The 15,959-nt window shown below is 67.7% G+C and carries 13 protein-coding genes; 7 read left to right on the top strand and 6 right to left on the bottom strand.

The window, feature by feature from the left end:
• Positions 1-9: 9 nt before the first annotated feature.
• Entirely contained in the window at positions 10-861 is an 852-nt protein-coding gene (locus ACIBM5_RS18135; protein ID WP_396007776.1) for an SAM-dependent methyltransferase, read from the bottom strand.
• Positions 862-1,169: 308 nt separating this feature from the next.
• On the opposite strand from ACIBM5_RS18135, the gene ACIBM5_RS18130 reads away from it, so the two are divergent.
• On the top strand, positions 1,170-1,916 hold the full coding sequence (locus ACIBM5_RS18130; RefSeq protein ID WP_396007775.1) for a glyoxalase: 747 nt from the start codon (positions 1,170-1,172) through the stop codon (positions 1,914-1,916).
• 354 nt (positions 1,917-2,270) lie between these two features.
• The gene (locus ACIBM5_RS18125) at positions 2,271-2,627 is read left to right on the top strand and encodes an STAS domain-containing protein (protein WP_396007774.1); all 357 of its coding nucleotides are present in this window, start codon (positions 2,271-2,273) and stop codon (positions 2,625-2,627) included.
• A 154-nt stretch (positions 2,628-2,781) separates the two neighbouring features.
• On the opposite strand, the gene ACIBM5_RS18120 is transcribed toward ACIBM5_RS18125, so the two are convergent.
• The 5 genes from ACIBM5_RS18120 to ACIBM5_RS18100 form a co-directional block, all read right to left on the bottom strand.
• Positions 2,782-3,207: an STAS domain-containing protein gene (locus ACIBM5_RS18120; protein WP_396007773.1), complete on the bottom strand. Its 426-nt coding sequence runs from the start codon at positions 3,205-3,207 to the stop codon at positions 2,782-2,784.
• Positions 3,208-3,365: 158 nt separating this feature from the next.
• On the bottom strand, positions 3,366-4,880 hold the full coding sequence (locus tag ACIBM5_RS18115) for an amino acid permease (RefSeq protein WP_396007772.1): 1,515 nt from the start codon (positions 4,878-4,880) through the stop codon (positions 3,366-3,368).
• A gap of 263 nt (positions 4,881-5,143) precedes the next feature.
• Positions 5,144-5,680: a hypothetical protein gene (locus ACIBM5_RS18110; protein WP_396007771.1), complete on the bottom strand. Its 537-nt coding sequence runs from the start codon at positions 5,678-5,680 to the stop codon at positions 5,144-5,146.
• A gap of 1 nt (position 5,681) precedes the next feature.
• On the bottom strand, positions 5,682-9,632 hold the full coding sequence (locus ACIBM5_RS18105; protein WP_396007770.1) for a hypothetical protein: 3,951 nt from the start codon (positions 9,630-9,632) through the stop codon (positions 5,682-5,684).
• A gap of 196 nt (positions 9,633-9,828) precedes the next feature.
• Positions 9,829-10,359, bottom strand: coding sequence for a hypothetical protein (locus tag ACIBM5_RS18100; protein ID WP_396007769.1), 531 nt, complete (start codon positions 10,357-10,359; stop codon positions 9,829-9,831).
• A gap of 573 nt (positions 10,360-10,932) precedes the next feature.
• On the opposite strand from ACIBM5_RS18100, the gene ACIBM5_RS18095 reads away from it, so the two are divergent.
• From ACIBM5_RS18095 to vanX, 5 genes are all read left to right on the top strand, one after another.
• On the top strand, positions 10,933-11,355 hold the full coding sequence (locus tag ACIBM5_RS18095; RefSeq protein ID WP_396007768.1) for a DUF3052 domain-containing protein: 423 nt from the start codon (positions 10,933-10,935) through the stop codon (positions 11,353-11,355).
• A gap of 368 nt (positions 11,356-11,723) precedes the next feature.
• Entirely contained in the window at positions 11,724-12,836 is a 1,113-nt protein-coding gene (locus ACIBM5_RS18090) for a lipid II:glycine glycyltransferase FemX (protein WP_396007945.1), read from the top strand.
• A gap of 466 nt (positions 12,837-13,302) precedes the next feature.
• A complete protein-coding gene (locus tag ACIBM5_RS18085) occupies positions 13,303-14,265 on the top strand; it encodes a D-isomer specific 2-hydroxyacid dehydrogenase family protein (RefSeq protein WP_396007944.1) in 963 nt (320 codons plus the stop codon).
• Positions 14,258-15,307 (top strand): D-alanine--(R)-lactate ligase, encoded by a 1,050-nt coding sequence (gene vanA / locus ACIBM5_RS18080; protein ID WP_396007767.1) that lies wholly within the window; start codon positions 14,258-14,260, stop codon positions 15,305-15,307. Before ACIBM5_RS18085 ends, vanA begins: the two co-directional genes overlap by 8 nt.
• Entirely contained in the window at positions 15,304-15,912 is a 609-nt protein-coding gene (gene vanX / locus ACIBM5_RS18075) for a D-Ala-D-Ala dipeptidase VanX (RefSeq protein WP_396007766.1), read from the top strand. Before vanA ends, vanX begins: the two co-directional genes overlap by 4 nt.
• The last annotated feature ends 47 nt before the right edge of the window (positions 15,913-15,959 follow it).

The raw sequence follows: 15,959 nt of genomic DNA, 5'->3' as shown, positions 1-15,959 counted from the left end.
CGGGCCCCTTCAGCGTTTGCGCGCCAGCATCCCGTAGCAGCCGATGGTGACCGGATCGGGGAGTTCGGTCCCGGGGTCCGGACGCCAATGGGAAACCGGATCGACGCCGGGATCGAGCAGTTCCCATCCGTCGGGCACGAGCGCGGCCACCTCGGCGCGGCTGCGCACCTGCATCGGGATGCCCGCGTTGCGGTACGCCGCGACCCCGCCGGTCGTCGAGACCGGGTCGAAGTCGCCGGTGAGGTGCGAGATGACCAGGTAACTGCCGGACGGGAGCCGGTCGGTCAGCCGGCGCAGGATGTCGGTGGGCTTGTCCTCGTCCGGAAGGAAGTGCAGGATCGCGATCAGCAGGAGGGCGAGCGGCCGTTCGAGATCCAGGGTCTCGGTGAGCGCGGCGTCGGCGAGGATGGCGTCGGGGTCGTGCACGTCCGCGTCGATGTAGGCGGTCGCGCCGTCCGGATGGCTGGACAGCAGCGCACGGGCGTGGGCAAGGACGATGGGGTCGTTGTCGACGTAGACCACTCGTGAGTCGGGCGCGATCCGCTGGGCCGCGTCGTGAGTGTTGCGCCCCTCGACCGGGATGCCGGTGCCGATGTCGAGGAACTGCCGTATACCGAGCCGGCCGAGGTGCTCGACCGCCCGCAGCAGGAACGCCCGATTGGCCCGCGCGGCCGTGCGCGCCTGGGGAACCGCCGCCAGGGTCTTTTCGGCGGCTTCCCGATCGACCGGGAAGTTGGACTTGCCGCCCAGGAAGTAGTTGTAGATGCGCGCCGAGTGCGGCCTACCGGTGTCGACCTCCGGCGGAGCCCATTCGGCGATCAATGCCTCCTGCTCCGGCGACCGCTCGAACGCGGAATCCATCTGCACCTGCCCCCGCCCTGAAACCGAACGAGAAATCGCGCCTGCGGCACTCGTCCCACGTTCACGTTGTGTAGGCGCGATGCTATCGCCCCCCACGCTCCTGCCGGCAGCCGGCCGGGCCCGGCGCAACGGGCGAACTCCTCACCCACGCAGCCCTGATGGCGAGGCATCCCGGCGCCGGCCCTCCGTCACTGCACGACTTCCCGCATCCGATATGGGCGCTATGCGATGACTCATGTGCGGAAATCGTCGGGGACGGTCACAATCGAGCCCCTGGGCAGACGCCCGCGAGGGAAAGGTGCCAATCAGTGACAGCCTCGACGATACAGGCCAACGAGACAACCGTGCCGATGATGCCCTGCGTGGCGGTGGAGGAGACGGCCGAATTCTTTCAGGCACTCGGTTTCAGGGTCACCTACAAACAGACCAAGCCCTACATCTATCTCTCGCTCGAATGGAGCGGCTTCGAGTTGCACTTCCGCAAGCCGCCCAAGGATCTGAACCCCGCGGAGGAGAACAGCGGAGGATGCCTGGTCTGGGTCGACGCCGTGGCGCCCTACCACGCCGCTTTCACACAGGCCATGCGCGAGACCTACGGCAAGGTACTGGCGACGGGTCGGCCGCGCATCACGCGCTTCAGGGCGGGGGCGAGTCGTTTCACGCTGATCGATCCCTCCGGCAACCAGATCGCGTTCATCCAGTGCGACGAGCCGAAGGAATTGGAGTACGGCGGTTCGCAGAAACTCCAAGGGTTGGCCCGGGTTCTTGACAACGCGCGTATTTACCGCGATTTCAAGTACGACGATCGTGCGGCATTCCGGGCCGTCAAATCCGGCCTGCGCAAGCACGGCGCTACCGCACCGGCCGTCGAGCGGGCGCTGGCGTTGGCGACCCTCGTCGAACTCGCGATCGGCATGGATGAACGCGAAGGCATCGAGGAATGGACCACTGAACTGAGCGCGATTCGCCTCACCGCGGACGAGCGGCAGCGAGTCGAGGGCGAACTGCGCAACGCCGCGGATCTACGACGGTGGCTCACCGAAGACACCCGGTAACCGTGACGGCGCAGCCGCCCGGAGGGCGCGGGGCGGTGGTGTGGCGCATGTGGCGCCCTTCGGTGTGCGTGAAGGTGCGGGTCAACGGTGCGGGCGAAGATGCGGGCGGTGCGCGGTTCGAGATGAAACCGGGCGAAGAAGGATTCGGCATCACGACGGTTCGGTTCGGCTCTCACGGACGCCGCGCCGACCCGACCGCGCCGGGCCCGATGGGCCGACCAGTCTCGTCCATCCGCCGGTCGAACGACGGGCGATCACCATAAAAAGCGGGAAATGTGTTCGGTGCGCATATCGTCGGCGTGTCGACCCGAACTCTGTCGATGTCCTCGCACATCGACGCAGCCGGGAGTTGCCATGTCCCCCGCAGAGAACCATCCACTGTTCTCGACCCGCTGGGACGGGGACGCGGTCGTGGTCGCGTTGCGGGGCGAGATCGACATCGTGTCCGCGCCCGACATCGAATTCCTTCTGGATCGGCTCACCCGGATTCGGCGAGTGTCCCTGTTGATCGACCTGACCGCGGTCACCTTCATCGGGGCCTGCGGCATCGGCCTGCTGGTGCGCGCACGCGAACGAGCCCTCGCCCGCGGTGGCACGCTGTCCCTGATCTGCGTGAGCCCGTTCGTCCTCCGGCTGTTGTCCCTGCCCGGACTGTGCAGTCCACGCTTCGTGGTTCTGGCCCGACCTCCCGCCCCCGCCTCCGCCGCCTGACCACACCCGGGGGCGCGGGCGGAATGGTGTCCGTCGCCTAGGCGTACCCGCCGAATCGCCGTCCCCCGCCCAGGAATTGCCTCTCCCCGCCCTTCTCGGGGGAAGAACCGCGGAGGTGCGAGCCTGCCGGCTACGCCCGGAGGATCCGGGGTCGTCAGGGCCGGGTGGTCCCCGTCCACGTCGACACACGCGGGAGTTCGGCGACACCGGCACCGTGCGGCGCGCCGAATCGGGCCGAAGCCGGGTCCACGAAGCGGCAGTCGATCGTGTGGTGCAGCCGCACCAGGCGGAGGACGCGGGCCGGTTGCCCGCGCACACCGGTCAGGACGAGTGCCGAGTGCGACCGGGCACAGATGCGATGCAGGCGCAGGAACAGGTTGATGCCCGAGGTGTCGCAGAAGGCGAGCGCGCCCAGGTCCAGTCGTAGTTCACCGAGTCCGGCTCGGGCCAAGGCGGCGAGGGTCGGCTCGATGGTCGCCGTGCTGTCGATGTCCAGTTCGCCGCGCACGTTCACGGTGACCCGCTCGGCGGGTGCCATACCGGGGCGGGAGCCGGCCGGAGTCGTCGCGATGGTGATCACGAAGTGCCTCGCCTTCGAGAATGTGCGGTCCGCCGGGGCGGCTGTGCGGCCAGTCCATCGGGATCCGTCGCCCGCGCCCAGGGCCGAGCGGCTCCCGGGCGGGGCCGAAGGTCCCGCCCGGGTCCATGAGCGATGGGCGGCTTCGCCGCGGCGACGAGTCAGGCGGCCCGTCCCGGCGGCATCGGCGCGGCCGCGGACGGACCGGGCTCCTCGGCCGCTGCCGGCGCCGACGCCGCCCGTTCGCCGTATTCGCCGCGATCGCGCTTGAGGTAGATGTAGACCGGGATGCCGAGGAGTACGGCGAACAGCCCGTAGTAGACGGTCTGGTAGCCGCTGCCCTGGATCGACCAGTAGGAGAACGCCAACGCGGTGCCGGCCACCAGCACGTCGCGCACGAAGCGGCCCCGGCTCGCCTGGCGGGCGTGGGTGAGCAGCCAGTACAGCTGCGCGGCGGCGGAGAACAGGTAGGGAATGGCCGCCGTCAGGACGCTGAGCAGCACGATGGTGGTGAAGACGTGGTCGAAGCTGCTGTAGGCGGCCACGGTGATGAGCGAGGCCAGGACCGTCGCGGCCAGGATGCCGAAGACCGGGGTGTCGCCGCGCTTGCGGGCGAACGCCTTGGGGAACAGGCCCTCGCGGGCGGCGGCGTACGGCATTTCGGCGCAGATCATCGTCCAGCCGCCGAGAGCGCCGATCCCGGAGACGATGGCGGCCACCGCGACCGCATTGCCGGCCCAGGAACCGCCGGCCATGTGGTCGGCGGCAGTGGTGAACGGGGCTGTGGAGGAGACGAGTTCGGCGTGCGGGACGGCGCCGAAGACGGCGAGGGTGCCGAGCAGGTAGACCGCCGCGCAGGCCAGCGTCCCGTACACGGTCGCGCGCGGCACGTTGCGGGCGGGCTCGCGGACCCGGCCGGCGGCGACCGAGACGGTCTCCAACCCGATGTAGCTGAACAACGCGATGGCCGCGGCGGCGGAGATCGCGCCCATCGGTGATCCGCCCTCGGCGTTGAAGGTGCCGAGGTTGTCGGTGTCCAGGAAGAACAGGCCGACGGTGCCCATCAGGATCAGCGGAACGAACTTGAGCACGGTGGTGACGATCTGGAAGGCGCCCATGCTGCGCAGGCCGGCCAGGTTGACCACCGCCGGGATCCACAGGCCCACCAGCGCGATCGTCGCCGAACCCCACGTGTTGTGGCCGGTGTTGACGAAGACCTCGACGTAACCGACCCAGGCCACCGCGATCGCCGCGTTGCCGGCCCATGCGGTGATCCAGTACGACCAGGCATTGAGGAAGCCGGCGAACTCCCCGAATGCCTCCCGGGCATAGACGTAGGGCCCGCCGCTGCCGGGCACCCGCTGCGACAGCCGGCCGAACGTGACCGCCAGGGCCAGGGCGCCGACGGTGACGATGGCGAAGGCCACCAGGGAGATGGGCCCGTACGGGGCGAGCGCGGACGGTAGCGCGAACACGCCGGTACCGATGATGCTCCCCACCACCAACGCGGTGGCGGTGGGCAGACCGAAGGTTGCTTCGGCGTGGGCCGCTTCAACCACATGCGGACCCGATGTGTTGCCTTTGGCGTCGAGCGATGCGGTGTGGGCCGCTTCGGCCACGTGCGGACCCGATTCCTTGCCTCCGGCGTCGAGCGATGCCGTTCTCTTCCCGAGCATGACGGTCCCTGTCCTGGTGGCCTGACCCGACCTGAAGGGGCGCGCCCCGAGTGGACTTCGCCGGCCGAGCACGTGCAGCGTTGTCGCTGCCACGGCGCCCCGCCGGTGCCGAAGGTCCCGGCCGCGAACGCCAATGGTCACCACATCCACCCGGACCGAACCGCCCACCCTCCTCGACCGCGGATCCGACTAGCCGAACAGCCCTGGCCGACCGCGGATCGGATCGAACCGCCCAGCCCTGCCCACGGGGCATCGGGGCATCGTCAGCCCACCGCCGCCTGGGTGCTTCCACCGCTCCGCCCGGTGCCGCCGGGTGCTTCGATCGCTCGGCCCGCCGCCGTCGTGGCCGGACGCCCGTCGTAAGTCTCGCCGGCGCAAAGGCCGTTGCCCACTCTCTCGCTGCGCACGGCCGCGGCCGGCCCCAGCGGCGGTACGACGACGAAGGCCCAGCACGCATACGCCCCCTCGGCCAGGACGGATCGGGTGATCCGAATATCACCGAGGTCGCGGCGGATGTGCCACTGCCCTCCCGCGTCCAGCGCGGTGATCTCGGCGTCGGTCAACGAGCCGTCCGCGGCGGCCGTCCGAATCGCCCGCGTGATCTTCTCGACCTCGTTCGCCTGTGCGGACCGCTGCAACCTCTTGCGGCCGGCGGGCCGCTCCACCTCGAGCCACCACACCATCGCCCCGATCGCGACGGCCACGGCGAGAACCACACCGACGGCGACGCACCCCGCCGCCCGCATCACGCGGCGGGCGGTCGGGGAGCGTCGGTTGTCCCGTTCGTCGGAACGGTTCACATCACGTCCCGGGATAGCCGATGGCGTCGAGTTTCGCGCGCATCACCGCAGCATATCCCGTGGTGCCGGCCGACTTCGGGTGGAACGATTCCCGACTGATGCACGCTTCGGGAAGCCAGTCGGTGGTGCATTGTTTGGCGTCCTTGGTGACCGGATCACCCTGGTGGAAGTCGCCGTCGCCGTTGGGGCCGATGACCACCTTGTTGATCCACTCGGGGTCGTCGCAGCCGGAATGCCCGACGAACGCGTCGACCGGATTCGCGTAGGCGATCTTCATCGGCGAATTGATCTTCAGGTCGTCGACGAGCGCCTGCTGCTTTCCGTTCGCGTAGTTGACGAGTTCGGCCAGCGCGTGCACCTCCGGCATCATGTAATAGAACGACCCCGCGCACTTCTCCGTCCGGCTCAGCAGTTCCGGATATCCCATGAGCACGATCTGGGCGTTGGGTGCCGCGGTCTTGATCTGCGTCAGGATGCCTCTGAGGCTCGGGATCATCTGATTGTCGATGATCCCTTTGTACGTCGGCATGAAGGACGAGTCCTCATTGCAGTTCTGGCCCGGCCCGGCGCAAGCCCGCATCGCCTCGGCGAAACCACCCCCGTTGTTGCCGCCGAGGGTGAGCATGACCAGGGTCGTATCCTGGGTGAGCACCCCGGATCGGATCTGGTTCATCTCCTTGAACTGCCCCTCGCCGAAAGCCTGTTCTTTCGGGTCGAAGGCCGCATCCTCGACGTTCCCGGTCCTCGCCCCGGAACAGGCGACGAAGCCGAGTTCGGCTGTCGGGCTCCAACTGTCCGACAGGGAACCGAGCGAGGCCGTACTGCCGGGCAGCGTCACCTTTCGGCTCCAGGCGTTCTTGCTGCGCCGGCAGGCGTTCCACCCGCTCTCGCCGTGGTCGGCGTTGGACTCGGGCAGGTAGTCACCGGCACCCTCGCCGGAGGTGTACGAGTCGCCGAGCACCGCCACGATGTGCTGGGGCTTCGCGCCGAGCGGTTGAAAGGCCACCGCGTCCCAAGCGACGTCCTCGCTGCCCGAGCCGTCCTCGGTCTGGCTGCCGAGCTTCACCCTGGGCGTACCGGTCATCTCGTAGACGCCGAGGGAGACCCAGGTGTTGGCCTTGATCTTCTGATTGAGGTAGCGCGTCCGGGTGTAGGAACCCGTTCCGGTGTCCACCTCGTACTTGGCCTGTTGGGTCTGCGCGCCGTGGTTGGGGATGTGCACCATCACCCGGGTCCAGGTGTTCAGCGGTTGGCCGAGCTCCCACGTACCGGTGGTGTCGAGGCGATTCGCGTTGGCATCGCCGATCTTTCGGGTGTGGGTGAACCAGAAGTGGTTCCCGTAGCCGGCACCGATCTGATGGGTGTCGATCTTGCCCGGGTACGTACCGTTCGACTGAGCGAAGGTGAACCGGAAGGTGCCCGCCGAGGCCACCGGCCCACAGCCGCGCGTATCGGAGCCGGCCGGGCGGGTGCCGTTGGGCAGATCGTCGACGACGAGCGCCCCGGCGGGCAGTCCGCCCGTGCACCGCGGCGGGTAGGAGTTCTCGTCCGGCTGCTCGGGATAGGTGTCGTTGAACCGGTGGACGGCGTTGCCGCACACGCCGATGCTGCAGTCCTTCCAGGCGTTCGCGCTGATCGGCTGGTTCCACCAGCAGTACAGGTCGGTGCGGGTGCACGCGCCCTGGCCCGGCTGGTTGGAGTCGTTCGGGCCGATCTTGCCCGGGTCGCACTCGTTGGCGCTGGTACAGAACAGGCTCTCCGGCGGCTTCATCGCCGTACGGTTCGCCGGCGTCGTCCACCACGCGGCACGGTAGCCGGGCTGCATGTCACCCGGCTTGAACAGCCCCGAGATGGGATGCGCGGCCCAGCCGAGGACCTTTTCCTGGTACGGCCAGTCCTGCGGATGCGCGGCGTGCGAGTAGTCGTCGCCGCCGGAGCTGTTCTCCAGGAAGGGGGTGCGGTTCGCCTTCCACAGCGGGTTGGCCGGGTTGTTGGTGAAACCGACGCCCCACTTGCCGTGGTTCGCACCCGCGGTGGACTCCGGGTGGAAACCGGAGTTGTACGCCCACAGCGCGAAGAACCAGCTCTCCAGGTACTTCGGGTCGCCGCCGCCGATCTTGAGACCGCCGCCGCGCGTCTGGTTCCACTTCTCCACCAGGATGTTCACCCCGGCCGCGATGTTCGCGGTGTAGTCGACCGCGATCGCCTTCTGCATCTGTTCGGAATACTTGGGCTGTCCCCTGCGCATGCCGTCCGTGACCTGGGTGATGCCGTAGCCGCAGTCGGCCGTGGCCCAGTTCACCGCCCACGGGTCCGGTATCTGGCCGTTGGGGTTGTAGGCCGTGCCGTAGTAGTTGCCGATCAGCGGGTTCGCCGTGACACCCGGCACCGCGTAGCGGGTGGCCTGCCACATGTTGGACTCCTGGGCCGTGATGCCGAGCATCACCTGCGCCGGGATCCGGCCGCCGCCGTCGAGCGAGTCCAGGGGGAAGAGCGTCTGCGGCTGGTAGGCCCCGATCGCGGTGCCCTTCCAGTCGGCCGGGCGCGTAACGTGCTTGTTCAGGTTCTCGCTGACCACCTGGTCCACCGCCCACTCGACCTGTCGGGGAGTGGGCTGGAACGCCTGCAACTTGGGGTCGCCGCGCGGGACCGCACAGGTCCGCTCCTCCTCCACGGGGTTGTTCGGGTCCGGGACGGTGAGCCGCGCGGCGGTCTGCGGCGCGGGCAGGGCCGGGGACTGATCGTTCCCCTGGGCCGCCGCCGGCGGTGGACCCGGCGCCACGTCGACGGTGCCGCCCTGCCCCGACGTCAGGTCCTGCACGGCGACGCGTGCCGTGTGCTCGCCCGGCACCTGGTCGGGAGCGACGCGCGGGTCGCCGGCACCGACCCAGCCGGCGCCGGTGACGAGTGCCTTGCCGTCGATGGAGGCGAGTGCGCCCTTCGGCGCGTTCGCCGGTCGGCGAACGGACGCCGGCAGTCGCCCCGGACCGGCTTCGGTCTCGCCGGTGACGACGACCGTGCCGTCGGCGGACGCGGTGAGGTCCATCCGCGACAACGTGCCCCGTGCCACCAACTGCGGGCGGTCCGTGCCCTTGCGCACGCCCTCGGCCGCCACGCGCATCACGGTGCCCTGCGGTGCCGAGGCGGCGGTCCCGGCCTTGTCGGCGGCGGCCGCGCGGTCCAGATAGACGATTCCGCCGTCGCGGTCCGCCTTGAGTTGAAAGGGAATGCTCGTGGTGACGGCGATCGGGGTCCGCTTCCCGAGTGCCGCGCCCTTGCGGCCGATCCGGATCAACCGATTGCCGTCCGCGGCCACGACCTCGTCGCCGTACGGCACCGCCGAGGTGACCTGACCGGTCAGTTCCAACGGCGCGGTGAGCTTCGCCGTCACCGTGTCGACCGACGTGATCCGGGTTGCGTTCACGGCCATGGTTTCGTCCGTGAACTGGGACAGCACTGCCTCCTCGCCGGTGCCGCAGCCCGGCGAGAAGTAGGCGAGCGACGCCTGCACCGGCAGCTTGGTGACCTTGCCGGTGGCCAACTCGACCACGGCGGTGAACGCCCCGCGCGCCAGCAGGTTCGGCTTGTTGGTGAACGTGCGAGGCGCGTACGCGACCACCGCCCGCTTGCCGGAGCCGGTCACGCAGGCGTTGCCGATCCAGGAGTCCGTGTCGAACCCCGGTTCGGACAGGCTCGCCGCAGTACGCCAGCCGTTGCTGTTGCCCGCGTTCGCGACCAGGACGTGGAACCCCTCCGCGTCACCGAGCGTCGTCCACGCGCCGGCCTCGGTCGCTGTCGCGGGCGCGGTGGAGGTGGTCGGGTCGGCGGTGGCCGCGCCGGCGTGCCAGGCGCCGCTCGCGAGGGATGTGCACGCCAGGAGGGCGGCCGTCCCGAGTGCGGTGCGGCGATCGATTCGTTTTCGGCTTCGTCGGATCCCGGTGGGTGCGCGCATGAATTCCTCTCGCGTCCGCGCCGGGCTCACCGGCGACGTCGTCACGTGGGCCACGTCGACAGGGCGCCGATCCGAACGGCCTGCGGACGTGGGTGGATCCGTCCCCTGTCGGGGTGACCGCTCGGAGTCGGGGCGCGCCCGAGCCGCGTCGAGACCACGCGCGGGCCGCCCCGGTTTTGCTCCGATGGCCGAGAACTCAGTCGCAGTTCGTCGCGTTGCGGATCGCGTCGACGAGCGCCGAGCCGGAACCGGCGGAGTTCTTCATGATCGCGTAGACCTTTCCGCAACCACCCCGCGCGCGATATACCGGCCCCGCGTACGAGGTGAAATTACCCACGTCCTCGGCACACCCGTCGGCAATCCAGTTCGAACACAACTTGAGCTTCATCCACTTGGTGCTTGCGGTGTTGTTGTCGAGGATGGCGCACGTGGGTTCGTCGTTGGGAATATTTCCCGGGATACGGTAGGTGAAGAGCGTCGCCAGGCGATTATCGGAGCTCGGGAGCCGTTCGGCGTTCTCGAGGACGTAATTCGCACCGCAGACCACGAGCGCGGCCCGCACGGCTCCCGGATGGGCTGCGGCAAACGCTCGGGTGTCCGCGTCGGCCCGGTCGGAGAGCTTGACTGCGGGCGTGGGGGCGGCCTGGGCCTGCGGTACGGCGATACCTACCGCGGCGATGGTCGCGGTGGCGAGAAAGGATCGTGCGGCGAACTTGGCAATGGACATGCGAATATTCCCCTCTGCATGGGAGGTTCCCGATTTCGCAAAAATCCCCGTAGCCCATGGCTCGAGGCCGTTTCGCGTCGCAGGCGAGCCTAAGTCGGTCAAACGAGAAGCAACAGTGTCCGATTTGAAGCGGAATGGTGAATGTACATTTTCGACACGCCGAGTGACAATGGCGAACCATCTGATTGGTCGTCATGCAACCATCAATCGGACACCGAAGAAGCCCGAAGATGGCCGGCCGCACACAGCCGGTCGAATATGTGACGTCGGTCACGTACGAGGCCGCGGCTTGCAGCGGCCTGACCGGGACCGCGCGTCGGGGTATGGGTGACGACGCGCCCCCGGCGGCGTGCGCGCGTAAGGTCGCGCGAAGGGCGTTGACTTGGTGAGGGAGGGCGCTGGTGCCGGGCGGTTTCGGGTGGCCGTCGTGGAGTCGGTCCTTGTTCGGGAGCCGTCCGGGCCGACACCGAAGCCGCCGCGTCGACGAAGGGCCGGAATCCTCGACGGGCACTGCGAGTTGCCGACCGGCCGCCGTTGCAAGCCCAGGCATACGTTTCGAGCAGGAAGGATGTGATGGTGGCTGCCGCGGATGCGCGGAACTACGCGCGGAGGATGGGCATCGTTCGATCCATGGTGGTTCAGGAGCTGGGCTGGGACAACGACACCGATGACGAAATCCGCGCCGACGTCGAGGAAACGATCGGCACCGGGATGGTGGACGACGAAACCGACCACGTCGTGGACGTCGTCCAGTTGTGGTGGCGGCTGGGCGACGGCGACCTGGCGAACGACCTCACGGATGTGGTGGCGCCCCTGTCCGACACGGGTGTGATCTGGGTCCTCACTCCGGGAACCGGCAAGCCCGGCCACGTCGATCCGAGCGAGATCGCCGAGGAAGCGAACGCGGCCGGCCTGGCATCCGTCGCTGCCGTCAACCTCGGGGCATGGTCCGGCAACCGCCTCGTCCGGCCCGAGAATCCCCGCGAACAGCGGTAGCCACAGCCCGACATCACACCGAGGGGCCACCGCAAGACCTCGGCCGTGCCGGCCCGGAGCATATCGCCGGCATATCGAAAACCACATACGTGCCGGCAACAGCACGCTGCCTTGACTGGGGGCATGTCCCGCAGCGAACCGGCAAGAACAGCAGTCCGGCCTCCGACGTCCTCGTCCCCCTCGTCCGCCGGGCGCGCCCTCGGGCAGGGCGATGTGCACCGCTGTACTCGTGGTGTCGGTCGCGAACAGGGCAGTGACCCGATGCCACCGGCACTCGGGGCGCATCGGCGCCCTGGCCGAGAACGCCGTCGTGCGGATGGGGACCAGTGCGCCCGACCGCGCACCGCCGAGGGAACGGGGTCGTGGGCATGGGTCTGACCGTCGGGCCGATCGGCCCCGCCGAGCACTCGGCATTCGTGCAGGCACGGCGGTCGGTCAGCTTCCTGCAGACCCCGGCATGGGGTCGCGTCAAGACCGAGTGGCGCAGCGAGTCCCTCGGCTGGTACGACGGCCGGCAACTGGTCGGCGCCGGGCTCGTCCTGCACCGGCCGGTCCCGCGGCTCGAGCGCTTCACGCTGGCCTACCTGCCCCAGGGCCCGGCCATCGACTGGACCGGCGAAATCGACGCGTGGCTCGATCCGCTCGCGGCCTACCTCAGGGCACATGGCGCGTTTGCGATCCGACTCGGCCCGCCGGTGCGCACGAACACCTGGAGCGCGGCCCGGGTCAAGGAGGGTATCGCCGACCCGGCCATCAGGCGGCTCACCGAGATGTCCGACCCGCGGTCCGACCCGGTCGGGACCCGCGTGGCCCGCCGACTCGGGGACGCCGGCTGGCTGCCGCAGAGCCCGGAGGACGGCTTCGGGGTCGGCCAACCGCAGTTCACCTATGAGATTCCGCTGGCCGGCAGGACCGAGGAAGACCTGCTGGGAGGCATGAATCAGCTCTGGCGCCGCAACATCAAGAAGGCGGCCAAGGAGGGCGTCGAGGTCACGGTCGGTGCGGATCTGAAGGCGTTCCACGACCTCTACGTCCACACCGCCGCGCGCGACCGCTTCACGCCCCGGCCGCTGCGCTACTTCGAGACCATGTTCGCGGCGATGGGCGCCGAGGACCCCGAGCGGATCAGGCTCTATCTGGCCCGCCATCGGGGCGATCCGGTCGCCGCCACCATCCTGGTCCGCGTCGGCGGCCACGCCTGGTACTGCTACGGCGCCTCCTCCACCGAGAAGCGCGAGGTGCGCGGCTCCAACGCCTGCCAGTGGGCGATGATCCGCGACGCGCTGGCGGCCGGCTGCGACGTCTACGACCTGCGCGGCATCACCCCCACCCTCGACGCGGACGATCCGCACGTCGGGTTGGTCCAGTTCAAGGTCGGCACCGGCGGGCAGGCGGTGCGGTACGTCGGCGAGTGGGACCTGCCGCTGCGACCGGTGGTCTATCGGGCCTTCGACCTCTACATGAGGCGTCGCGGCCGCTGAGCCCGAATGCCATGGTCGGCGACCGCCGGCGAACGCCGCGGCGACCTCGTCGAAGCGTGCCCCGCGGGAGACCTTGACGAGCACCACATCGCCGGCGGCGAGGTGGCCGCGCAGCCGGTCGACAGCCGCGTCGTCGTCGACCGGTGCCACCGCCACTCCCCCGCCGCGTCGGCGATCGACCGAGCGGCCTCGCCGGCCGGGCGGGCCCGGCCACCACGTCGGCCGGGCCCGCCCGGTCGGCGTATTCGTCGCCGGCGAGGACCAATCGCCCGCCCACGATGATCAAAACAACGCACCGCCTAAAATACCAGCCGGTAACATAGCGTCGGCATATCGAAAACCACATACGCGCCGGCAACACCACGCTCTCTTGACTGGGGGCATGACGCACAGCGAACCGGCACGAACGGCCGCCCGCCGCACCCGATCGCAGGAATCCTCGCCCTCCTCGACGGTGCCGGCATCGATGGGAATCACGATTTACGGCTGCGAGCCGGACGAGGCCGTGCTGTTCCGAGAGATGACGCCTCGCTTCGGCGTGGTGCCCACCATCACGGAGGCAGCGGTATCCGAAGCCAATATCGATCTGGCCTCCGGCAATCGATGCATCAGCGTCGGTCACAAAAATCGGGTCACGGATTCCACTCTTCATGCACTCCGCCGAGTCGGGGTAACTTACCTCTCCACGAGAAGCATCGGATACAACCACATCGATGTGAATTACGCGGAGAGCGTCGGCATCCGCGTCGAAAACGTCGCCTATTCACCCGACAGCGTGGCCGACTACACCCTCATGCTGATGCTGATGGCGGTGCGGAATGCAAAAGCCATCATCCGCCGCACAGATATCCACGACTACACGTTGGACGACGTGCGCGGGAAAGAGCTGCGCGACCTGACCGTCGGGGTGATCGGAACGGGACGCATCGGATCGGCCGTCATGGACAGGCTGCGGGGTTTCGGCTGTCGAATACTGGCCCATGACAATCGTCCCGCCGCGCCCGCTGTCGACTACGTTTCCCTCGACGAATTGCTGGGGCTGAGCGACATCGTAACGCTCCATACACCGCTCGATGCGAACACACATCATCTCCTGAACCGTCGACGCATCGAGCAGATGAAGCACGGCGCACTCATTGTCAATACCGGACGCGGTTCGCTTCTCGACACCGAGGCCCTGGTTTTCGCGTTGGAAAGCGGCAGGTTGGGCGGCGCGGCTTTGGATGTCCTCGAAGGAGAGGAAGGAATATTCTACGCCGACCACGGAAACAAACCCGTCAAAAGCAAGTCGTTGATGCGACTGCAAAGACTACCGAATGCAATCGTCAGTCCGCACACCGCGTATTACACGGACCACGCCCTGCGTGACACCGTCGAGAATTCCATCACCAACTGCCTGGACTTCGAAAGCAGGAATCAGCATGGATAAGCTGAGGGTCGGAATCATATTCGGAGGCTGTTCCGAAGAACATCCCATCTCCATCAAATCCGCACAGCGGGTCGCCGGAAGCCTCGATACCGAAAAGTACGTGCCGTTCTACATCGGAATCACGAAGAGCGGCATGTGGAAGCTCTGCGACGGCCCCGGCGAAGATTGGGAAGCAGGCAATTGCCGTCCGGTCGTGCTGTCACCGGACAGAGGCGTCCAGGGATTGCTCGTCCTGGAGCAGGGCGGGCAGGGACGATACGACACCATCGGCTTGGACGTCGTGTTGCCCGTTCTGCACGGCACCCTCGGCGAGGATGGTGCGATACAGGGCCTGCTGGAGCTCTCCGGAATCCCGTACGTCGGCTGCGATGTCCAAAGCTCCGCTCTGTGCATGGACAAATCCCTCGCCTACGCCGTCGCCGGAAGCGCGGGAATTGCCACGCCGAATTTCCGGACCGTCATGGCGAACGAGGACATCGATGCCGACGGGCTCGACTACCCCGTCTTTGTGAAGCCGGCCCGTTCGGGGTCGTCCTTCGGGGTCGGCAAGGTGTCTCGGAAAGAAGAACTCCCGAGTGCGTTGGAAGCCGCAAGAAGGTACGACTCGAAGGTGTTGATCGAAGAGGCGGTCGTCGGGAGCGAGGTCGGGTGCGCCATATTGGGGAACCACCCGGATGTGATCACCGGCGAGGTGGACCGAATCGCCCTCTCCCACGGTTTCTTCAAAATCCATCAGGAGCGGGATCCCGAGGGCGGTTCCGACAACTCGACACCCATCGTCCCTGCCGATATTTCGACGGAGGCGCGCTCGCTCGTCCAGGAGACGGCAAAGGCCGTATATCGAGCCTTCGGATGCAGTGGACTGGCGCGAGTGGACATGTTCCTCAAGGAAAATGGAGAGGTGGTCCTCAACGAGGTCAACACCCTGCCCGGCATGACCTCGTACAGCCGCTATCCGAGAATGATGGCGGCCGCCGGGCTGCCGCTTTCCGAAGTGATCGACCGGCTGGTGTCCTCGGCCATGGGCAGGAAAAGCCGATGAAGGACGACTTCGTCTTCGTGGACGAGTTCGTGTCCGGAGTACTCTGGGATGCCAAGTACGCCACCTGGGACAATTTCACCGGCAAACCGGTGGACGGATATCTGGCAAATCGAATCGTCGGTACGCGGGCATTGTGCGCGGCCCTGGAAAGAGCGCGAGAAGAAGCCGCCTCCCGTGGGTTCGGCCTGCTGCTCTGGGACGGCTATCGTCCTCAACGCGCCGTGGATTGCTTTCTGCGCTGGTCCGAACAGCCGGAGGACGGCCGGACGAAGGCACGGCATTATCCGAATATCGACAGGGCCGAGATGTTCGAACAAGGATACGTGGCCGCCAAATCCGGTCACAGTCGAGGCGGCACCGTCGACCTGACGCTCTATCACTCGGCCACCGGTGAACTTGCTCCCATGGGGGGCGACCACGACCTGATGGATTCGATCTCACATCACGGGGCCGAAGGGATCACGCACATCGAAGCGAGGAACCGCGAATACCTTCGTTCCATCATGGAGGACTGCGGTTTCAGCTCCTACGATTGCGAGTGGTGGCACTACACACTGAAGGACGAACCTTATCCGGACACCTACTTCGATTTTCCCATCGCGTAGTCGAGCCGGAGATGAATCGAAGTCGTCGTGATGGTGCAGGCGTCCTG

Origin of the sequence: Embleya sp. NPDC050493 (assembly GCF_044458105.1) — a bacterium.
GTDB lineage: Bacteria > Actinomycetota > Actinomycetes > Streptomycetales > Streptomycetaceae > Embleya.
This window is presented reverse-complemented; position numbering and strand designations above follow the sequence as displayed.